The organism is Streptomyces sp. NRRL WC-3605 (genome assembly GCF_001509795.1).
GTDB classification, from domain to species: domain Bacteria; phylum Actinomycetota; class Actinomycetes; order Streptomycetales; family Streptomycetaceae; genus Streptomyces; species Streptomyces viridochromogenes.
In genome coordinates, this window is record NZ_LLZN01000002.1 from 305,587 (window position 1) to 326,130 (window position 20,544).

General features: G+C 73.3%; 19 protein-coding genes and 1 pseudogene. 10 read left to right on the top strand and 10 right to left on the bottom strand.

All coding sequences use genetic code 11. The features are described 5' to 3' along the window. Positions 1-188: 188 nt before the first annotated feature. Positions 189-1,169 carry a DUF2804 domain-containing protein gene (locus tag ADL34_RS03455; protein WP_062668029.1) on the top strand — a complete coding sequence of 327 codons (981 nt, stop codon included), beginning with the start codon at positions 189-191 and terminating at the stop codon, positions 1,167-1,169. A gap of 177 nt (positions 1,170-1,346) precedes the next feature. Here the strand turns inward: ADL34_RS03455 and ADL34_RS03460 are convergent, their stop codons facing one another. Both ADL34_RS03460 and ADL34_RS03465 read right to left on the bottom strand, forming a co-directional pair. After that, positions 1,347-1,622, bottom strand: a complete 276-nt coding sequence (locus ADL34_RS03460; protein WP_062668030.1) for a hypothetical protein — start codon at positions 1,620-1,622, stop codon at positions 1,347-1,349. A 104-nt stretch (positions 1,623-1,726) separates the two neighbouring features. Further along, a complete protein-coding gene (locus tag ADL34_RS03465) occupies positions 1,727-2,926 on the bottom strand; it encodes a cysteine desulfurase-like protein (protein ID WP_062668031.1) in 1,200 nt (399 codons plus the stop codon). A 227-nt stretch (positions 2,927-3,153) separates the two neighbouring features. Here ADL34_RS03465 and ADL34_RS03470 point away from each other — a divergent pair, with 227 nt between their 5' ends. Next, entirely contained in the window at positions 3,154-4,065 is a 912-nt protein-coding gene (locus ADL34_RS03470; protein ID WP_062668032.1) for a LysR family transcriptional regulator, read from the top strand. 28 nt (positions 4,066-4,093) lie between these two features. Here ADL34_RS03470 and ADL34_RS34500 read toward each other — a convergent pair. Further along, a pseudogene (locus ADL34_RS34500) lies at positions 4,094-4,377 on the bottom strand (ABC transporter permease); the annotation flags it as partial. Positions 4,378-4,502: 125 nt separating this feature from the next. After that, positions 4,503-5,345, bottom strand: coding sequence for an alpha/beta fold hydrolase (locus ADL34_RS03475; protein WP_062668033.1), 843 nt, complete (start codon positions 5,343-5,345; stop codon positions 4,503-4,505). 169 nt (positions 5,346-5,514) lie between these two features. Between ADL34_RS03475 and ADL34_RS03480 the strand changes: the two genes are divergently transcribed. Together ADL34_RS03480 and ADL34_RS03485 are read left to right on the top strand one after the other, a co-directional pair. Next, complete coding sequence (locus tag ADL34_RS03480; RefSeq protein WP_062668034.1) at positions 5,515-6,261, top strand: IclR family transcriptional regulator; 747 nt, start codon at positions 5,515-5,517, stop codon at positions 6,259-6,261. 376 nt (positions 6,262-6,637) lie between these two features. After that, positions 6,638-7,915: an alginate lyase family protein gene (locus tag ADL34_RS03485; RefSeq protein ID WP_062668035.1), complete on the top strand. Its 1,278-nt coding sequence runs from the start codon at positions 6,638-6,640 to the stop codon at positions 7,913-7,915. Between the two features lie 16 nt (positions 7,916-7,931). On the opposite strand, the gene ADL34_RS03490 is transcribed toward ADL34_RS03485, so the two are convergent. The 4 genes from ADL34_RS03490 to ADL34_RS03505 all read right to left on the bottom strand — a co-directional run bounded on the left by ADL34_RS03490 (position 7,932) and on the right by ADL34_RS03505 (position 13,102). Further along, on the bottom strand, positions 7,932-9,155 hold the full coding sequence (locus ADL34_RS03490) for a glycoside hydrolase family 88 protein (RefSeq protein WP_062668036.1): 1,224 nt from the start codon (positions 9,153-9,155) through the stop codon (positions 7,932-7,934). Between the two features lie 92 nt (positions 9,156-9,247). Beyond that, positions 9,248-9,433: a hypothetical protein gene (locus ADL34_RS03495; RefSeq protein ID WP_062668037.1), complete on the bottom strand. Its 186-nt coding sequence runs from the start codon at positions 9,431-9,433 to the stop codon at positions 9,248-9,250. A 58-nt stretch (positions 9,434-9,491) separates the two neighbouring features. Next, positions 9,492-10,574 (bottom strand): sugar ABC transporter substrate-binding protein, encoded by a 1,083-nt coding sequence (locus ADL34_RS03500; RefSeq protein WP_062668038.1) that lies wholly within the window; start codon positions 10,572-10,574, stop codon positions 9,492-9,494. A 20-nt stretch (positions 10,575-10,594) separates the two neighbouring features. Beyond that, the gene (locus ADL34_RS03505) at positions 10,595-13,102 is read right to left on the bottom strand and encodes a SpoIIE family protein phosphatase (RefSeq protein ID WP_062668039.1); all 2,508 of its coding nucleotides are present in this window, start codon (positions 13,100-13,102) and stop codon (positions 10,595-10,597) included. A 429-nt stretch (positions 13,103-13,531) separates the two neighbouring features. On the opposite strand from ADL34_RS03505, the gene ADL34_RS03510 reads away from it, so the two are divergent. From ADL34_RS03510 to ADL34_RS03535, 6 genes are all read left to right on the top strand, one after another. Continuing rightward, complete coding sequence (locus ADL34_RS03510; protein WP_062668040.1) at positions 13,532-14,620, top strand: substrate-binding domain-containing protein; 1,089 nt, start codon at positions 13,532-13,534, stop codon at positions 14,618-14,620. 46 nt (positions 14,621-14,666) lie between these two features. Beyond that, on the top strand, positions 14,667-15,440 hold the full coding sequence (locus tag ADL34_RS03515) for an ATP-binding cassette domain-containing protein (RefSeq protein ID WP_086868765.1): 774 nt from the start codon (positions 14,667-14,669) through the stop codon (positions 15,438-15,440). Then, positions 15,437-16,717: a sugar ABC transporter permease gene (locus ADL34_RS03520; RefSeq protein ID WP_079034146.1), complete on the top strand. Its 1,281-nt coding sequence runs from the start codon at positions 15,437-15,439 to the stop codon at positions 16,715-16,717. Before ADL34_RS03515 ends, ADL34_RS03520 begins: the two co-directional genes overlap by 4 nt. 40 nt (positions 16,718-16,757) lie before the next feature. Beyond that, positions 16,758-17,390 (top strand): DedA family protein, encoded by a 633-nt coding sequence (locus ADL34_RS03525; protein WP_062668042.1) that lies wholly within the window; start codon positions 16,758-16,760, stop codon positions 17,388-17,390. A 55-nt stretch (positions 17,391-17,445) separates the two neighbouring features. Beyond that, a complete protein-coding gene (locus ADL34_RS03530) occupies positions 17,446-17,808 on the top strand; it encodes a DUF779 domain-containing protein (RefSeq protein WP_062668043.1) in 363 nt (120 codons plus the stop codon). A gap of 120 nt (positions 17,809-17,928) precedes the next feature. Beyond that, entirely contained in the window at positions 17,929-19,119 is a 1,191-nt protein-coding gene (locus tag ADL34_RS03535) for a phosphodiester glycosidase family protein (protein ID WP_062668188.1), read from the top strand. Positions 19,120-19,122: 3 nt separating this feature from the next. Here the strand turns inward: ADL34_RS03535 and ADL34_RS03540 are convergent, their stop codons facing one another. After that, the gene (locus tag ADL34_RS03540) at positions 19,123-19,317 is read right to left on the bottom strand and encodes a hypothetical protein (protein WP_062668044.1); all 195 of its coding nucleotides are present in this window, start codon (positions 19,315-19,317) and stop codon (positions 19,123-19,125) included. 246 nt (positions 19,318-19,563) lie between these two features. After that, positions 19,564-20,433 carry a phosphatidylinositol-specific phospholipase C/glycerophosphodiester phosphodiesterase family protein gene (locus tag ADL34_RS03545; protein WP_062668045.1) on the bottom strand — a complete coding sequence of 290 codons (870 nt, stop codon included), beginning with the start codon at positions 20,431-20,433 and terminating at the stop codon, positions 19,564-19,566. Positions 20,434-20,544 lie beyond the last annotated feature (111 nt).

The following is a 20,544-nucleotide window of genomic DNA, read 5'->3' on the forward strand; positions in this document are numbered from 1 at the left end:
CCCCTACCGCGTCCCGGGCGACGATGACGACGACTTGAGCGACGACGGCCTGGACGATGACGGCTACTGAGACGGACGGGCACTGATCCGCCCCTCGTTCTCCCGGCGACCTGCGGATACAGTCCCCACGTCGACAGCCGCCGGCGGATCACGCGCACGCCGCCGCACGATGAAGGGCCGCCGCTGACGTGACCGCCGAACGCGAGATCACCTCCCCCGTCGACCTGTGCCGTCCCGACGGGCGGCTCGACCCGGCCGCGGTCGGCTGGACGCGGCGGCCGCTGCACCGGGCGAACCTGCGCGGCTGGGGGCGGGTCAAGCGCTGGGAGTACTGGGGCATCGTCACCCCCTCGCACATCGTCGGTCTGGTCGCCTCCTCCCTCGACTACGCCGGACTGCACGGTGTTTACGTCCTGGACCGCGCCGACGGCAGCGAACTGGCCGAGGACGTGGTGACGCCGCTGGCGCGCGGCGTGCGGATGCCGGAGCGCAGCGGAGCCGGGACCGTGTCGGCCCGGGGCGGCTCGGTGACGCTGGAGTTCGTCCAGCGCCCGGACGGGACCGGCATCGAGGCGACCGCTCCCGGCTTCCGGCTGGAGGCGCAGGTGCCACGGGTGGAGGGGCACGAGTCGCTGGGGGTGGTCGTGCCGTGGAGCCGGCGCCGTTTCCAGTACACGGTGAAGGATCTCGGGCGTCCTGTGCGCGGGCGTCTCACGCTCGACTCACGGGAGTTCGCTTTCGACGAGGCGGACTCGTTCGCCGTCCTGGACCACGGGCGCGGCAAATGGCCGTACGCCGTCTCCTGGAACTGGGCGGCGGGGTGTGGGCCGGGGCGGGCCGTGCAGCTCGGCGGCCGGTGGACCGCCGGCACCGGTTCGACGGAGAACGCCCTGTTCGTCGACGGCCGTCTGCACAAGATCGGCGAAGAGCTGACCTGGGAGTACGACCGTACGGACTGGCTGCGGCCCTGGCGGATCCACGGGCCCCGCGTGGAGGCCGGGTTCCGCCCCTTCCATGTGCGGACGTCGAAGACGAACCTGGTGGTCGTGGCCGGTGAAACCCACCAATGCTTCGGCGAGTTCACCGGGCGCGCGCGGGCCGACGACGGCTCCTGGGTGGAACTCGACGGGCTCACCGGCTGGGCGGAGGAGGCACGCAACCGGTGGTGACCGGCACGTCGAGCCGGTTCACTGCGGGGAGGCGGCCGCGGCCCCAACGCCCCCATGGGGCGGAGCCGTTCGGCCCTGGGCGTCCAGTCGGGGAGTATTCCGGGGCCCGGAAACGCGGCAGCCAGGCGGCCGGCTGACGCCGGTCGCCTGGCTGGTTGCCGCGAAGCGGGGGTTCGCTCAGAAGGCGCTGTTGTTGCAGCCCATCGACGAGCCGAGGTGGGTGCTCTGCGCGGCCGGGTCACCCTCGCCGTTGAGGCCGTTGCCGAGGACGCCGTTGAGCAGGCCGACGACACCGAGGATGTCGATGTTCAGGTCGTGCGACTTGCACTCCGTGCTCTGCTGGACGTTGTACGCGCTGCCCTGCGGGCCATCGGCGTGGGCGGTGCCGGCGGCCAGGAAGCTGACGCTGCCGAGGGCGGCGACCATGACGGCAGCCTTGCGAAGCTTGAGCATTTCATCTCCGGTGGAGCGAGGTGGATGCGAATGTGAGAGTGCGACCCCTCACGATTTACGGAGATTAATGAGAAATGTCCCAAATTGCCTTTTGGCGCGCCGTGTCAGAGGAAGGACGCCAGCCCCTGAAGGAAACGGTCCACCTCCCCGGCGGTGTTGTACGGCGCGAGCCCGACGCGCAGGGCGGGGTCCGGCAGTTTCAGCGCGGTGAAGGGCTCATGGGCGTAGAACGACCCGGCGGGGGCCACCACATCGCGCGCCGCCAGACGGGCCTGTGCCGCACGGGCGTCGCGCCCCTCCAGGGTCATCAGCAGGGTCGGGGTGCGGTCGGCAGCCTTCGTGTGGACGGTCACCGCGTCCCCGAGACCGCGCAGCCCTTCCTCCAACCGGGCGCGCAGCACGGTCTCGTGCGCGTGCAGCGAGGCCAGCGACCGCGCGAGTCGCTCCCGGCGCGTGCCCTCGGCCTCCGGGTCCAGCGCGGCGAGGAAGTCCACGGCCGCCGTCGCGCCCGCCAGCGTCTCGTAGGGCAGCGTGCCGAACTCGAAGCGCTCCGGCACCGCTTCGGAGGATGGCAGGAGCTTGTCCGGCCGCAGCGTATCCAGCAGTTCGGGGTCCCCGGCCAGCACACCGCAGTGGGGACCGAGGAACTTGTACGGTGAGCAGACGAACAGGTCGGCGCCCAGCGCCGGGACGTCCACCAGCGCGTGAGCGGCGTAGTGCACGCCGTCCACGTAGACCAGCGCGCCGGCCTCGTGCGCCAGGTCGGCGATCCGGCGGACCGGGGGCTTGGTGCCGAGGACGTTCGAGGCGGCCGTCACCGCGACCAGCCGGGTCCGGGAGGACAGCGCGCGTTCGAACGAGGCGAGGTCGAGTTCCGTGGTCGCCTCGTCCAGCTCGATCCAGCGCACGGTCGCCCCGGCCCGCTCGGCCGCCTGGATCCAGGGGCGGACGTTGCAGTCGTGGTCCAGACGGCTGAGGACGATCTCGTCGCCGGCCGACCAGCTCTTGGCCAGGTGCCGGGAGAAGTCGTACGTCAGCTGGGTGGCGCTGCGCCCGTGGACGACGCCGCGCGCGGGGACGGCGAGCAGGTCGGCGTAGGCGGCGCGGAACTCCGCGACCGCGCGCTCCGCGTTGAGCTCCGACGGGCTGACCGCGCCCCGGTTGGACAGCGGCCCGGTCAGCGTGGCCGCGATGGCGTGGGCGACGGGCCGCGGGGTCTGGGTCCCGCCCGGGCCGTCGAAGAAGGCCGTCCCCTGCCGGAGGGACGGGAAGTGGGCCCGGAGAGCGGTCAGGTCGATGGCCATGGCCTCGGCTTTCGAAAGCGGCGGGGGCGGGGGTGGTGGGGAGCGGTCTCCCGGCGGATGCCGGCGGTGGTGGTCCGCGACGTCGCGGCGTTCGCCCGCACGGCAGCCCGGACGCCGCGGACACCTCTGGACTCTGGCACCTGGCGGCACGACACGTAAAGCGATGGATCGCGAAGTGAGAGTTCACGGATCATGATGGGCCGGGGGCTCGTACGAGGCGGTGCGTCATGAAGGACCAGCCGGATCTGAAGCTGCTGGCCACGTTCCTGGCCGTGGTCGAACACGGCTCCATGGCCGCGGCTGCGGCAACGCTCGGCTATGTTCCGTCCGCGGTGTCCCAGCACGTCGCCGCCCTGGAGCGCGACCTGGATGTCGAGTTGCTGGTCCGCCGACCCGGCAGCCGACTGGTCCTCACCGGCGCCGGCCGGTCCCTGGCCCGCGCGGCCGGGGAGCTGTTCGAGGCGACCGCCCGTTTCCGTGACGCCGCCGATGGCATCGCCCGCCGGGAGGTCACCGAGCTGCGCGTCGGCGCGTACCCGAGCGCGGTGAGTCATCTGTTCCCCGGCGTGCTGTCCGCGCTGCGGCCCCGGGAACGGGGCGTCCGGGTACGACTGATCATCGTGGAGACGCACGCCGGGCTGCCCAGGGTCCGGTCCGGCGACCTCGACCTGCTCATCGCCTACCGGTATCTCCCGGAGGACCCGCCCCCCGCCTCCGCCGAGCTGGCCCTCACCTCACTCGGGCACGAACCGCTCGTCCTCGTCGCCGGCCGCCGTCCCCTCGCCCTGGAGGACTGCCTGGACCGGGAGTGGACGTCCGGCCTGACGCACAGCCCGGACCGGCGGCTGCTGCACCGCTGGGCCGGTGAGCTGGGCGTCTCGCCGGAGGTGACGCTGGAGACCGAGGACCTGCACAGCATGCTGGCGATGATCCGGGCGGGCCTCGCCGTGGGCTGGATCCCGGCCACGCTGCTCGACGGCGAGCGCGGCGACGAGGGCGTCCAGCGCGTGGTGCTGCCGCCCGGCTCGGCGCCGCTGAGCCGGGAGGTCCTGGCGGTGAGCCGCCCCGGCACGCGGCCCCCGGTGGCCGACGAGCTGGTCGCGCTGCTGACCCGGGCGCTGCGGGGTGTCAGGGCATGACCTCCCCGGGGAGGTCCAGGAGATGCTCGTCCGCCCCGCGGGAGACCGCGCTGCCGACGCCTCCCTCGCCGGGGAACTCCGCCGCCCAGACGTAGGTGTGCGACAGGTCCACGAGGACGGCGGCGACGGCCGCGCCCGCGCCGAGCAGCGGGCGCCGCCCGCCGTACGGCAGCGGGCGCGCCGGGCGGTCTCCTGGCGGGCACCGGCCGCGCTGGTGACGCGGTCCAGCACGATGGCCATGACGACGATGGCGAGGCCCGCGTTGAACGCGGTGCCGACCTGGAGCGACTGGAGGGCCAGGACGACGGTCCGGGCCGACCGGCGTCAAAGGGTCGGCGGAGGACGATCACGCGATGCCGTCCCTTCCCCACCGGACCCCCACCCGACCCCGGGCGCTCACGATTTCCGCGTCGACGGCGCCTCAACCGCCCTATTTCTCAGGTGACTTGACCGAGGAAGGAATGCAGGGCGGCGACGAGTTCGGCGGGGGCGTCCTCCTGCACGAGATGGCCGGCGCCCGCGAACACCTCGAAGCGCGCGCCGGGCACGAGCGCGGCGAGTTCACGGCCCTTCGCGACCGGGATCCAGTTGTCCTCCTCGCCCCAGCACACGAGCACGGGGATGCCGATGTCGCCGAAGCGGCTCTGGATCTCGTCGGTGTGGCGCTGGTCGGCCTGGGCGATCTGGCGGTAGAAGGCCGCCTGCCCCGCGGGATCCAACCACGGCTCGACGAGCCGTTCCAGGACGTCGGGGCGCAGCCCGGGACCGCCGGTGGAGGAGATGTACGCACGGACGAGCGCGGCGTGCAGCGCGGGCGGCAACTGTGCCAGCACGTCGGAGTGTTCGCGCACCAGCCGGAAGAAGGGCGAGCCCCAGGGGGCGAGGGCGACCGGGTCGACCAGGGCGAGGGCACGATAGCGGGCGCCGTGCAGGAGGTGGGCACGCAGGGCGACGGCTCCGCCGATGTCGTGGGCGACGACGAGGGGTTCGCCGAGGCCCCAGTGGGCGAGCAGTTCGGTGAGGACGTGGGCCTGGGCGGCAAGGGACACGTCCTGACCGGCCGTCTTCTCGGACCGCCCGTAGCCGGGCATGTCCCAGACGAACACCTGGTGGTCCCGGGCGAGCGCGCGGGCGACGCCCCGCCAGACGTAGGAGGAGAACGGGGTGCCGTGCGACAGGACGACCGGGGGACCGTCGGAGGGACCCAGGCGGTCCCAGCGGACGGCGCCGGTCGGGCCGGTGAAGGTGTGGGCGGGCAGCCAGTCGGTCTCGGAGGTCATTCCTCTCCCGGATGGAGGTCGACGGACACGGTCCCTCCACTCTCACCGAACTCCGGCTCGCCGCCGACCCGGCGCGCGGGCCGGTCACGGTGTTGCTTGCTGCGCGTATATTTTCACTGTGAGCAACTACAGCCCTGCCCCGGAGACTCCGACTCCGCAGGCCGGCGGCGTGCAGTCGGTGGACCGCGCCATCAGTGTCATGGAGATCCTCGCGCAGCGTGGCGAGGCCGGGGTGAGCGAGGTCGCCGCCGAGATCGACGTCCACAAGTCGACCGCCTTCCGGCTCCTCGGCGCGCTGGAGGCCCGCGGACTGGTCGAGCAGGCCGGCGAGCGTGGCAAGTACCGGCTCGGCTTCGGCATCGTGCGGCTGGCCGGTGCCGTCACGGGCCGTATCGACATCACCCGGCAGGGCCGTCCGATCTGCGAGCGGCTCGCGGAGGAGCTGGGCGAGACGGTCAACATCGCGGTGCTGCGCGAGCACTACGCGATCAACCTCTACCAGGTGCGCGGTCCGGGTGCCATCACCGCGCACAACTGGGTGGGCCAGCTGACGCCGTTGCACGCCACGTCGAGCGGCAAGGTCCTGCTCGCGCACCTGCCCGCCGGGGAGCGCGCGGAGCTGCTGACGCGGGCCGGCCTGAAGAAGGTCACCCCGCACACCGTCACGGCCCGGACGAAGCTGGAGGAGGACCTGGCCGGGGTGCGGGAGCGCGGATACTCCACCACCCGTGAGGAGTTGGAGATCGGGCTGCACGCCATGGCCGCGCCGGTGCGTGACCGCGACGGCGAGGTCATCGCCGCGCTCAGCGCCTCCGGCCCGGCCTACCGGCTCACCGAGGAGCGCATGCACGCGATGGCCCCGCTGCTGATCAAGGGCGCCGAGGAGATCAGTCACCGGATGGGTTTCCTGGGCTGACCGCAGCCCTCAGCCGTCGGTCAGGCGGGGCGTCGGCCGCTCCGGTCCGCAGGGTCGAATTCCGAGGCGTGCAGCGGGCATTCGACCGCACGCCCCTCCAGTCATTCGCCCGCGCGCCCCTCCAGCCGTCCGGCACCGACCCGGCCCCTCTCCGACCCCCGGAAGAACCGAACGACGGGCGTGGACAAGGGAGTCGGACGTCACCGGCACCGCCCGTCGACGGACCACCCCGCCGCGACCACCCCGCCGCGACCACCCCGCCGCGACCGTCACTGCGTGACCCGTTCCGCTCGCGACTCGTCCATGCCATGCTCATGCGGACTCATTCGTGAACTACGTTCACATGCATGACCATTGGCTGACTCGGAGGGTGGAGATGAGAACGAGATCCCGACTGGGTGTCCTGCTGGTGGCACTGGCCGCGTTCACCACGGGGGCCCTGCCGGCCGCGACCGCGGGGGCCCAGGAGCGGCAGTCGCCCCGTGTGCCGCACACCGTCGTCCTGGACGGCACCCGTATGCAGCGGACCAAGGCCCGCCTCGAGCACGGCGATCCTCAACTGCGCCCGGCGGTGCGGTCGTTGCGCGCCCGTGCCGACGCCTGGCTGGACCAGGGTCCGTGGACGGTCGTCGACAAGCCCCGGCCCGCGCCCGGCGGCGACGTCCACGACTATCTGAGTCAGGCCCCCTACTGGTGGCCCACCACTCCCCCGACCGCGGACAACCCGTGGGGCTGCCCGTACGAGCAGCGCGACGGCGAGCGCAATCCCGAGGTGGACTCCGGCACCGACCGCCAGGACCTGGAGAAGACGTTCGACTCGTCGTACGACCTCTCCCTGGCCTGGTACTACACCGGGGAGCGGAAGTACGCCGAGAAGGCCGCGCGGGTGCTGCGCACGTGGTTCCTCGACCCGGCCACCCGGATGAACCCGAACCTCGACCACGCGCAGTTCATCCCGTGCCGGTACGACGGCCGCGCGATCGGGATCATCGACTTCTCGCAGTCCTACACCGCCGTCCTCGACGCGGTCGCCCTGCTGGAGACGGGGGCACCCGGCTGGACGGCGGAGGACCGCACGGCGATGAAGGAGTGGAACGCCGACTTCCTGACCTGGCTGCGGGACAGCGACTTCGGGCGGCAGGAGGCCGCGGCCACCAACAACCACGGCACCTTCCACGATCTGCAGGTCGCGGGCCTGGCGTTGGCGACCGGCGACCGGGAGCTGGCCCGCCGGACCGTGCTGGACGCCGGCGCCCGGCGTATCGCGCCGCAGATCGCGTCCGACGGCGGCCAGCCCCAGGAACTCGCCCGCACCCGCAGCTGGCACTACTCGACGTTCGATCTGGTCGCCTACACGCGGCTGGCGGCGATCGGCCGCCATGTCGGGGTGGATCTGTGGGCCTACGAAGGACCGGAGGGGCAGAGCCTGTTCAAAGCGGTGGACTATCTGCTGCCCGCCGCGACCGGCGCCGCGCCCTGGCCGCATCCGGAGCTGGAGTTCCACCGCTTCGCGGCGACGGACGTCGTGCACGCGGCGGCCGACGCCGGGGACCGCCGGGCCCGGAAGGCCGTCCCCCTGCTCGAGGAGCCGCCGGGCGGCGACCTGTGGGCCCTGCGCCCGGCGGCGGAACAGCTGGACTCGATCGCGGGATGACCGGCGGCCCGGCGGCTCAGACCGTGGAGAGGTCGATGGCGCGGTCGACGTCGGCGGGCCGCAGAACCCGAAGGATGCCCTCCAGCAGGTAGTAGTCGGCGTACGGGAGGGAGATCTCGACGCCGTCCTCGGCCGGGCGGTTGCGGGTGCAGCGGGCCACCACCGCGTCCGCCCGGTCCGACTCCGTCGTCAGGCACGTCCGCGCCAGCGCGGTGAGCATCCGGAGCGCCACCTCGCGGTACCGCTGCCGTCCGGTGGCGGCGGCCAGGTCGAGGAGGCCGCAGGCCATGATCGCGCCGGCGGAGGCGTCCTTGACGTCGTGGGGCTGCTGCGGGGCGCGGAAGTCCCACACCGGGACGTGATCCGGGGTGAGGGCGCCGACGGCGTAGTCGGCGAGGGCGCGCGCGGTGGCGAGGAAGTCGGTGTCACCGGTCCTGCGGTACATGGTGGTGAACCCGTAGATGCCCCACGCCTGTCCGCGCGACCAGCACGAGGTGGGGCTGTACCCCTGCACGGTGTTCGGCCCGAGGGGGGTGCCGTCGGCCGGGTCGAAGTCGTACACGTGCGGGGTCGAGCCGTCCGGGCGGGGGAAGACGCGCCGCGCGGTCCGCGCGTGCTCGACGGCGATGTCCAGGTAGCGGCCGTCGCCGGTCTGCTCGCTCGCGAAGGCCAGCAGGTCGAGGTTCATCATCGTGTCGATGATGACCCGGCCCGCGTTGGCCGGGTCGTTCAGGCCGCCCCAGGCACGGATGAAGCGCCCGCGCGGGTTGTACCGGCGGATGAGCGAGTCCGCCGCACGCAGGGCGCCCGCCCGCCAGGCGTCGTCGCCGGTCAGCCGCCACGCGGTGACCCAGGAGGGGTAGAAGAGGAAGCCGAGGTCGTGGGTGCCGGTGTCGTGCTGACGCGGTGCCAGCTTTTGGGCCGAGGCGAGGGCCCGGGTACGGAACGCGTCGTCGCCGCTGTACAGCCAGGCCATCCACAGCGTGCCCGGCCAGAAGCCGCCGACCCAGTCGCCGTTCTGCGAGTACACCCACTTCTCGAATCTGGTGCCGACCGGGAAGGCGGTCACCCCGGGTGAGACGGCGGCGAGCTTGCCGACCGCATAGTCGGCCGCCGTGCGCAGTGTGCGCAGGTCCGGGGCGGGTGCCGTCGGCTCCATGGCCGCGGCGGGCGCCGGTAAGGCACCCGCCGTCGCGGCTCCGGCCGCCGTGGCCAGCACAGTACGCCGGGAAACACTCATGCGGACTCCTCCAACTGCTCGGTGGGGGAACGGAGTTGACCGAGCCTTGCATGAGCCGTGCCGAGCTGTACACCCACGTGGGCGATGTTCATTCACCTGAACGTCTGGGGGTCCCTGGCGTCGTCCCGTTCGCCCTCCGCCTGGGACGGCTCCGTCCTCGGGACGTCCGGGTGCTGCTCCGCCGCCGTGCGTTCCGCCGGTTCGTCGCGTTCCCCCTCGGCCTGGGACGGGGTGTGCGAGTACAGCCAGCGGTCGTAGTACGAGGCTCCGCTCTTCATGGCCGACCTCCCTCGACGGTTGTCTCCATGCTCCCCCCGGTGCGGCCGGCCGACCAGCTCAGCCGGTGATCCCCAGGCGGGCGCAGGCGGCGCGCAGCTCCGGGCCGCAGATCTGCCCGACGGTGTAGACGCCCGGGCGCACCAGGGTCCGCTCCACGTCCCCGGCCTTCACCTCGGCGGGGTTCAGCAGGATGGCCGGGATGTCCCGGCGGGTGGCGCTGTCGACCGTGGTGGTGGCCACGTCCTCGGCGGACTCGCCCCGGCCGAGGGCCACGGCCATGGCGGCGGCCGCGGCGGCCTCCTTCTCGAACGGCTTGTACACGGTCATGTACTGCTCGCCGGCGACGACGCGGCGCACGGCCTCCAGGTCGGCGTCCTGCCCGGTGACCGGCGGCGGCTTGTCGACCCCGGCCTTCCTGAACGCGGAAACCACTCCGGCGGCGATGGCGTCGTTGGCGGCCAGGACCCCGCTGATGCGGTCCGCCCCGAGGGCGGAGATCGCGGCCGACATGTTCGCGTGGGCGCTCTCCTGGCTCCAGCCCGCGGTGTCGTAGGAGCGGGCGATGGTCACCTCGCCCGCCAGGACGGACAGCGCGCCGCGCCGGAACCAGCCCGCGTTGGCGCTGCTCGGGTCGCCGTTCATCATCACGACGGTCCGGCCGTCGCCGCGGGCCCTCATGGCCGTCAGCAGCGCCTCGCCCTGGAGTCTGCCGACGCGCGCTCCGTCGAAGCTCACGAAGCCCGAGACGGGTCCCTCGGCGAGGCGGTCGTAGGCGACGACGGGGACACCGGCGCGGCGTGCCTCCTGGATCGAGGAGCGCAGCGCCTTGCTGTCGGCCGGATCGAGGATCAGCACCTCCACCCCCTTGGTGATCATGGAGGTGATCTGGTCGCGCTGGCGGGCCGCGTCGGCCTCGGCGTTGGCGTACACCACCCGGCAGCCCGCGCACAGCCGCGCGACGTGCTTCTCGATCAGCGGTTTGTCCGCGTGCTCCCAGCGAGGGGTCACCCGGTTCGGGAGCAGCAGGCCGACGGTGAAGCTCTCCCGGCCGGCCTCGTCGTCCGAGCCGCAGCCGGCCAGGGACACCGTCAGCAGCCCCGCGACGAGCGCAGCGGCGACGTGCAGCGTACGGGTGCGCATCCTGGCTCCCTCCCTCGCGTTCAGGGCGCGCGGCCGGCAGCAGCACGGCCCGGCACGGTGACCTCGCTCCACACCTGTTTGCCGCCGGCCACCGGAAACGATCCGGAGGACTCCGACACCGCCTCGACCAGCAGCAGCCCCCGGCCGCCGGTCGACTCCCAGTCCACGATGACGGGCTTTGCGGGGGCGCGCGGCGAGGAGTCGCTGACGCAGACGCGCACCCGGTCGCCCCGCAGGACCAGGTCGAGCCGGACGGAGCCCTGGGTGTGCACGAGGGCGTTGGTGACCAGTTCGGAGACGACGAGCAGCACCGCGTCGGCCGCGTCCTCGACATGCCAGCGCCGCAGGATGCGCGCGGTGAACCGGCGGGCGTGCATCACCGCGTCGGGGAGCCGCCACACCACCCAGCCGGCCCGGATCGGCTTGGTCCGCATGCCGTCGTAGCGCAGGAGCAGCAGCGCCACGTCGTCCTCGCGGCGGCCGCCGTCGCCGAGCAGCTGGTCGGCAGTGCGGGGCAGGTCGGACGGGTCGGCGGCGGCGAGCGCGGCGCGGGTGCGTTCCATACCGACGTCGAGCGGCAGGTCGGCGGCCTCCACGAGCCCGTCGGTGACGAGCGCGAGGACGGTGCCGGTGCCGAGCGCGACCGCCGTCATCGGGAACTCCGCGTCGGCGAGGACCCCGAGCGGGGGGCCTCCCTCGACCAGCACCTCCTCGGTGGTGCCGTCGGGGTGGCGCAGCAGGGGTGCCAGATGCCCGGCCCGTACGAAGAGGAAGTTGCCCTCCTCCATGTCCAGTTCGACGTAGCAGCAGGTGGCGAAGAGGTCGGTCTCCATGCCGGTCAGGAGGCGGTTGGCGTGGGCCATGACGACGTCGGGTGGGTGCCCCTCGACGGCGTAGGCCCGCACCGCCGTCCGCATCTGGCCCATGATCGTGGCGGCTCCCGCGCTGTGCCCCTGCACATCGCCGATGACGAGGGCGACCCGGTCGTCGGACAGCGCGATGACGTCGTACCAGTCGCCGCCGACCTGCAGGCCCCGCCGGGCGGGCAGATAGCGGGCGACGGCCGTGCCGCCCGGCAGCTCGGGCAGCCGCCGCGGCAGCAGGCTGCGCTGGAGCATGGTCGCCAGCTCCTGCTCGGCGTCGTGCGCGTGCGCCCGTTTGAGGGACTGCCCGACCAGCGCGGCGGTGGCGGTGAGCAGAGACCTCTCCTCGGGGGTGAACTCGTGCGGCCGCTCCCAGCCGACGAGGCACACCCCTGCCACGCTGCCCTTGGCGGGCAGGGGCAGCACGGCGAGCCCGCCGGAGCCGATGCCCGCGAGCGCGGGTTCCAGGGGGGTTCCGGCGGGCCAGAGGTCCATCCGGCCGTCCCGCAGGGCGAGTTGCAGGGTGGGTACGGCGCCGATCGGGGCGTCGGGCCACTCCGAGCGCCACTGCGCCCGCCACACCTGGGGCCAGGCCGAGGGTTCGGGCGGGTCGAGCAGGGTGACGACGAGCCGGTCGTCGCGGATGTCGGCCAGCGCCACCCGGTCGGCGCCCAGCGGCTCGCGCAGCGCGGTGACGGCGACCCGGCCGACGTCCTGGACGGTGACGGCGTCGTCGAGGGCGGCGGTCAGCCACTGGATGCGGGACACATCGTCGGTGGTGCCGTGCTCCACGGAGGTGGCCGTGACCACGCCCAGCACCTCCTCGGGCCGGTCGCCGGCGGCGGGGCGCACCCGGCAGCTCAGGCTGAGCCAGCGTAGTTCGCCGGAGGGGCGGCGGACCCGGAACTCCAGTTCCCTGCGGACGGGGGCCTGCGAGGTCGGTTCGAGGACGGCCATCAGCGCGGGCATGTCCTCCGGGACGGCGTGTCCGAGCAGGGATTCCACCTTGCCGTCGAAGGCGTCCGGGGTGGTGCCGACCAGTTCGAGCAGGGTCTCGTCCGCGTCGATCAGGCCGGTCTCGGGGACGATGACGAAGGAGCCGGCGCGCATGGCGTGCAGGGCGCGGGCGAGCAGGTGGGGGGGTGCGGTGCCGGCCCGTTCGGCGCCGAGCAGACGGCCGACGTTGTCGGCGTAGCACTCCAGGAAGCGCTGCTGTCCGGCGTCGAAGCCGTCCGCCGAGGTGCCGACGACGACGAGGCAGCCCAGCCCGCCGTCCGCGCCGCGCAGGGGCAGTGCGCCGAGCGAGATGCCGCCCGCCCGGGGCGGGGTGGGCGCTCCCTCGGGGTAGGAGGCGAGGGCTGCCGCGTTCAGCCACAGCGGGCGGCCGGTGCGGAAGGCGTGGGCGGCGGCGGAGCCGCCGGTCGCGGAGAGGGCGGGCGGCAGCCGGTACTCCGGGGAGTCCCAGCCGGCCGAGTCCAGCAGCCGCAGCTCGGGTTCGTCCGGGTCGGCCGCATAGACGGCGGCGAGCGCAGTCCCCGCGAAGGTCAGCGCCCGGCCGCCCGAGGCGGCCTGTCCCGCCGTGAGCGCCGCACCGGAGCCCGTGATGCCGGCCTCCGGTGCGTCCGGCCCCGGAACCCCGGTCCGGGCACGGCCGTCATGAGGCATGTCCGCAACCTTCCTCCCGTCCCTGCCGGAGGTGCTGGGGGAGATCGGGGGCGCCCTCACGCGGGAGGCGCACGGGAACCCGGGACACCAGAATCGCATATCCGGATGATCCGGACATATTCATTCGAGGGCCCCTTTCGTCCGCTGGTGGGAGCGCTGTACTTGCGTTCGCCGATCGACCGGGCCGGTGTCAGACTGACCAGGTGGTCGTCTTGCCGCCGCCACGGAGCACGCACCGGCCGGGAGCCGGGCTCCGGCGCGTGGCCGCACGGTCGGCCCGCCTTCCACCCGGCCCGACGCAGGGCGTCTGAGCCGGCCGGCCGGCGGGCGTCACCGCCGGCCCGCACCGGCCGCCACCGGCTTCGCCGACGCGCCACGGCATCGCCGGCCCCGGCGGTGCCGCCCCGGCACGCTCGGGAGGTCTTCCGTATGAGAACTCGCATACGGGACACCGCCGTCGCCCTGGTCGCGGCGTCCACGGCCGTCGCCCTCGGAGCCTGCGGGTCGGACGGCGCCGGCGGCACCGGCGACGGGAACGGACCGAAGATCGGGATCCTGCTGCCGGACAACACAACGGCCCGCTGGGAGACCCAGGACAGGCCCCTGCTGGAGAAGGAGATCGAGAAGCGCTGCCGCGACTGCACGGTCGAGGCCGCCAACGCGAAGGCCGACGTCGCGGCGCAGCAGCAGCAGATGGACTCGATGATCGCCAACGGGGCCGACGCCCTGCTGCTCGTGGCGGTGGACGCCCGGGCGATGGCCTCGGCGGTCCGCAAGGCGGAGGAGGCCGGCATCCCGGTCATCGCCTACGACCGGCTGGCCGACGGGCCGATCGCCGGGCACGTCTCCTTCGACGGCGAGGAGGTCGGCCGGCTCCAGGGCAACGCGCTGCTCAAGGCGATGGGCGACGAGGTGCCCGGCGCCGAGATCGTCATGATGAACGGCGACCTCAGCGACCCCAACGCCGTGCTGTTCAAGCGCGGCGCCCTGTCGGTGCTGCAGGGCAAGGTGAAGATCGGCAAGGCGTACGACACCCTGCAGTGGCGGCCCGAGGCGGCCAACCAGAACATGTCCGCCGCCATCGCGGCCCTCGGCGGCGACAGCATCGACGGGGTGTACGCCGCCAACGACGGACTGGCCGCCGGCAGCATCTCCTCGCTCCGGGCGAACCAGGTACGTCCGCTGCCCCCGGTCACCGGGCAGGACGCCGAACTCGGCGCCGTGCGCCGCATCGTCGAGGGCACGCAGTACATGACCGTCTACAAGCCGTTCCTGCCCGAGGCGACCGCGGGCGCCGAGATGGCCGTGGCGGCGGCCCGCGACGAGAACCTGGACCGGGTGGCCGACGACGAGGTGACGACCCGTGACGGGCACCGGGTGCCGACGGTGACGCTCGCCCCGGTGCCCGTGACCGTGAACAACGTCAAGGACACCTTGGTGAAGGACGGCGTGTACACGGTCCGCCAGATCTGTGTCCCCGACCTCGCCGCCGCCTGCCGTACGGCCGGACTGACCTGACCACCGGTCCGGCCCGGCCGGACGTCACGGGAAGGAGATCGTCTCCGTGTCCTCTCCCCCACTGCTGGCCCTGCGCGGCGTGAGCAAACGCTACGGCGCCGTGGAGGTCCTCACCGACATCGACCTGGAGATCCGGGCCGGACAGGTCGTCGCGCTGCTCGGCGACAACGGCGCCGGCAAGTCCACGCTGGTCAAGGTGATCTCCGGGGTGTCCCCGGCCGACCGGGGCGTGATCGAGTGGGAGGGCCGCGCCGTCCAGATCCGGCGCCCCGCCGACGCCCGCGAGCTGGGGATCGCGACCGTCTACCAGGACCTGGCCCTGTGCGGGAACCTCGACGTCGTCGGCAATCTGTTCCTCGGCCGCGAGATCCGCCGGTACGGCTTCCTCGACGAGATGGAGATGGAACGCCGCACCCTGCAGCTGCTGGAACGCCTGACCCGGGGCCTGCCCGATCTGCGGGCCCCCGTCGTCTCGCTGTCCAGCGGTCAGCGGCAGACGGTCGCCATCGCCCGCTCGCTCCTCGGCGACCCGCGGCTGATCCTGCTGGACGAGCCCACCGCGTCGCTGGGGTTCCAGCAGAGCACCGAGGTCCTGGACCTCGTCGACGAGCTGCGCGACCGGGGCATGGGCGTGCTCCTCATCAGCCACAACATGGGCGACGTCAAGGCCCTGGCGGACCGGGCCGTCGTGCTGCGGCTGGGCCGCAACAACGGCTTCTTCGACGTGAACACCGCCTCGCAGGAGCAGATCATCTCGTCCATCACCGGCGCGACGGAGAACACGCCCCGCCGGCCGGCGCACCAGGAGGCGACGTGGTGAAAGGGACCCGCACCGTGGCGGACGACCGGCGCACCGGGTCCTCCGCATCCCCGGCCGGGGACGGCCGCGGCCCCCGGGGGCGGGCCGTGGCCGGCACGCTGGAACGCTGGACGGCCGTCACCCGCCGCAGGCTGCGGGCCGGCGAGGTGGGCTCGATGCCCGTGGTGGTCGTCCTGGCCATCGTCTGGATCACCTTCCAGTCCCTGAACGACAACTTCCTCTCCCCGCGGAACCTGTCCAACCTCAGCGTGGACATCGTGGGCACCGGCCTGATCGCCGTAGGCATCGTCTTCGTCCTGCTGCTCGGCGAGCTCGATCTGTCCGTCGGGGCGATCAGTGGACTGGCGGGGGCCGTCTTCGCCGTGCTGAACGTGCAGAACGGTGTGCCCGAATGGCTGTCCCTGATCATCGCCGTGCTGGCCGGCACCGTCGCGGGCGCCGTGCAGGGCTACTCCTTCGCGAGAACCCGGGTGCCCGCGTTCGTCGTCACCCTCGCGGGACTGCTCACCTGGAACGGCCTGATGCTCTACGTCCTGGGCACCAGCGGCACCATCAACCTGGACGAGAACGGCCTGGTGGCTCAGCTGACCAGCTACTACTTCACCCAGGACGCCGTCGCCTACGCGGTGGCCGCGCTGGCGGTGGGACTCGTCCTGCTGGTGGCCTGGCTGGACCGGCGGCGCCGGGTGGCCGCCGGGATGCCGCACCGGTCGCTCCAGGTGATCGTCGCGAGGGCCGGAGGGCTCGCGGTCATCGCGTTCACGGCCGCGTACCTGCTCAACCGGTTCCAGGGGCTGCCGCTCGCGCTGCTGATCTTCCTCGTGGTGGTGGCCGGCCTCGACATCGTGCTGCGGCGCACGCACTACGGACGGCAGGTGTACGCCCTCGGCGGCGGGGTGGAGGCCGCCCGCCGGGCCAGTCTCGCCGTGACCCGGGTGCAGACGGCGGTGCTCGCCGTGTCCGGGACCATGGCCGCCATCGGTGGGCTGTTCCTGGCCTCGCGCATCACCTCGGTGAGTCAGAGCTCGGGCGCGGGCGTGCTGCTGCTCAACGCGATCGCGGCCGCCGTGATCGGCGGGACCAGCCTGTTCGGCGGGCGGGGCTCGACCTGGTCGGCGGTGCTCGGCATGCTCGTCATCCAGTCGATCGCCTCGGGCATGGCCATCACGGACACCCCGGCGGCCATCCAGTTCATGATCACCGGCGGGGTGCTGTTCGCGGCGGTGGTCATCGACGCGCTGTCCCGCCGCACGCAGGAAACCCACGGCCGCGCGTGACCCCGCGAGCGCGGCGCCGGGCAGGCGGGAGGTGAGGGCGTTGCTGGCCGTGAACCCGACGGACGGTGACGCGGTCCTGGCCACCTTCGGCGCCCTCGGCGTCCTGGTGGTGATCTTCGCCGAGTCCGGTCTGCTCGTGTTCGGCTTCTTCCTGCCCGGCGACACCCTGCTCCTCCCGGCCGGCGTGCTGTGCGCGGCCGGTGCCGGCCAGGGGCCGAGCCTGGTGCTGTGGCAGGTCCTGGTGTGCGCGGCCGCCGGGGCCCTGCTCGGCGGCCAGGTCGGCTATCTCATCGGACGCCACGGCGGCCGGGCCCTGCTCGCCCGCACCTCCAGACCCCGCGTGCGCGAGGCGGCGGCCCGCGCGGAGACCCTGCTCGCCCGCTACGGCTACGGCAAGGCCCTGGTGATCGGCCGTTTCGTGCCGCTGGTCCGCACGGTCCTGCACCCGGCGGCCGGCGCGCTCGGCGTGCCCGCGCGGACGTTCACGGTGTGGCAGATCGTCGGCGGACTGCTCTGGTCCCAGAGCCTCGTCCTGGCCGGCTATGCGCTGGGGCACTCCGTCCCGGACATCGAGTCCTATCTGCTCCCCCTGGTCGCCGTCGTCGTGGTGCTCTCCCTGCTGCCCGCCCTCCCCGTCCTCGCCCGGTCCCGCCGCGAGCGCCGCGACCGCTGAGCCCGCGGAACGCGCTGCAACCCCCTCGCAACCTTGCGTGTGATGCGCTGGGCCCATGTATGAGGAGACCCCGCGCGTCGAACTCACCCCCGCGGCCGCCGATCTGCTCCGGCGGCTGCACGCCGCCCACGGGCCGCTGATGTTCCACCAGTCCGGCGGCTGCTGCGACGGCAGCGCGCCCATGTGCTACCCGGAGGGCGAGTTCCGCACCGGCGGCTCCGACGTGCTGCTCGCCGAGCTGGAGGTCGAGGGCGTCGCGACGCCGGTGACGTTCTGGATGTCACGCGCCCAGTACGAGGCGTGGCGGCACACCCGGCTGATCGTCGACGTGGTCGAGGGGCGGGGCAGCGGATTCTCCCTGGAGGCACCCGAGGGAGTGCGTTTCCTCATCCGTTCCCGCGTCGTCGGCGCTCAGTGACGTCGCAGGCCGTCGCCGTCTGGTGCACTTCCCCCGAGTCCTGCCACATTTGACGTGACCTCAGGGGGGATCGTGACGCTTCACCGGACGAGATCCGGCACGGCCCGGGCGGCGCTCACGCTGCTCACGGCGTTCGGCGCGCTGGCCGGTGCGGCCCTCACGGGGGCGGCACCGGCCGGCGCCGTACAGCGGGGCACCCGGATCGCGCCGGGTGTGGTCTACGACGAGTTCGACATCGCGGCGGCGAGGGGCACGGCGCACGCCCACGTTCTCACCGTCGACCTGCGGGAGCGGCGGGTCCGCCTGGGCCTGCTGCACCCCGGGGCGGTGGCCGCGCGGGCCCCGGTCTCCCGGCAGGCGGCCGCGCTGGGAGCCGTCGCCGGGGTGAACGGCGACTTCTTCAACATCAGCGAGACCCAGCACCCCGGTGTCCAGGCGACCGGGGCGAGCGTGGGCCCGGCGATCGCGCGGGGCCGGGTGCTGAAGGGCGCGGTGCCGGACGGCCAGCGCTTCGGCCCGGCGCTGCCGCCCGGCACGAGCACCGCGGACGTGTTCGGGGTGGGCACCGACCGGCGGGCCCGGCTGGACCGCCTGCGCCTCACCGGCTCCGTCCGCACCCCCGAGGGTGTGCTGCCGTTGCGCGGGCTGAACCAGTACGCGCTGCCGGTCGGCTCGGTCGGTGCGTTCACGGCGGCCTGGGGCAGCGCCTCCCGGGTGCGGGCCACCTGCGGCACGGACACCGACCGGGCGGCCCCGTGCAGCACGGACACCTACGAGGTGACGGTCCGTCGCGGGCGGGTCGTTGCGGCCTCGGACACCCCCGGTGGCGGCCCGGTGGCCGCGGGCACCACGGTCCTCGTGGGCCGGGAGGAGGGGGCACGGCGGCTGCGGAAGTTCTTCGTGGGCGAGCGGGTGACGGTACGGCACCGGCTGGTGGCGGCGGCGTCACGGGTTCCGTACCGCTTCGCGCTCGGCGGCTATCCGGTGCTGTCGGGCGGCCGGCCGTTGCCCGGCCTGGACGACCGGACGTCGGCGGTGCGCACCGCCGTCGGTGTCGCGGACGGCGGCCGGCGCGTGCTGCTGCTCGCGCTGGACGGCGCACCCGCGTACCGCACCGGCCTGACCGTCGCGGAAGTGGCGGCGGTCATGCGGGGGTTGGGGGCGGTGCACGCCTTCAGCCTGGACGGCGGCGGTTCCTCGACCCTGGTCGCCCGGGCGCCGGGCTCGCCGGCCGTCTCCGTGCGCAACCATCCGTCCGACGGAGCGGAGCGGCCGGTCGCCAACGGCATCGGGGTGTTCTTCACGGGCTGAGCCTCACGGCCTCAGGCCGCTGACGATGTCCGCCGTGGCGGTCAGGCCGCTGTGGATGGTCGGCGCCATGCTGGTGCTGGCCAGGTAGAAGCCGAGCAGCAGGCACACCAAGGCGTGACTGATCTTCAGTCCGCCGTTGCGGACGAAGATCACCGCCAGAATGAACAGCAGCAGTACCACCGAGATGGAAATCGCCATCGTCAACCTCCTCCGCCACGCCGTCACGCCCGGTTCACGGCGTTCGGCCGCAAGTGTGGCGTAGCGGAGGGTTCGTCCGGGCGGCTGACCTGTCCTCCGAACGTGTGATGTTCGACGGCTTAGGGTCTTTCGTTTGGATCAGGCCGGATCAGGGAGCGGGGTCTGGTGCCGTGCATCGCAAGGCGGAGGAGGGCGCCATGGCGGAGCCATGGCAACCGAAGCCCGGCATGATCCAAACGAGAGGCCCTAGGGCTGAGCGCGGTGGTGGTTGTCGAGGAACGCCTCCAGTCCGGCGAGGTCGTCGGTGTTGAGGTGGTCGACGCCGGCGGCGAGCAGTTCGGCCCAGAGGGCGTCGCGGGCGGGACCCGGTGTGTCGGGGGTGGCCCAGAACCGGACGCTCTGGCCGCGCGCGTGGGCGGCGCCGGTGAGCGTGCGCAGCTTGCGGCGTTCGGCGTCCGGGAAGGGACCGGTGCCGAGCCAGGTGAAGTTCAGCGTCCAGTTGTCGCTGATCAGCGGGATGAGGGAGGCGGACGCCGCGCTGCCGAGGTCGGTGAGACGGCCGTCGTAGAAGGCGTGGCGGACCTGCTGGGCCTCCATCGGGGCGCGGGCGGCGCGGTCGCCGGAGACGACGGCGGTGACCGGGCCCGGGTGCACCCGGCCGTGGGCGTAGGTGGTGAACAGGTGCCGGTGGCGGGCGAGAACCCGGTCGAGTGCCAGGTAGGTCGAGGCGCCCTCGGTCTTGAGGTCGATCAGCAGCTGGAACGACCGCCGGCCGCCGGGATACACCCGGCCGTGGTGGGCCCGGACGCGGGCGGCGAGCGGGTCTAGGTACAGGGCCTCCAGGGTGCGCGCGGGGTCCAGGTCCTCCGGGCCGTGCGCCACCAGGAGCCGGCCGTCGACGAGGTGGACGTCCGCCTCGACGCTGCCGAAGCGGTGGTCGAGGGCGTCGAGGAGGGGACGCGGGTGCTCGTAGTCGTTGTGGGCGTGCGCCCGCCACAACGGGCGGGGGTGGTGCGGGTGTTCGCCTGCCTGGGCGCGGGGCGCGGGAAGGGCGGCCGCGCCGGCGAGGGCGGCGCCGAAGGTGGTGAGGGCTCTGCGACGGGTGGTGGGTGCCATGCTTCGCCTCCGTGTCGGGCGGGACGGGACCGCAGCGAGTATGCGATCCCGGGGTGCCCGAACAGCAGGGGCCGGGGCGGGAATTGGCCGAACCGCCGCCCCTCGTTCACC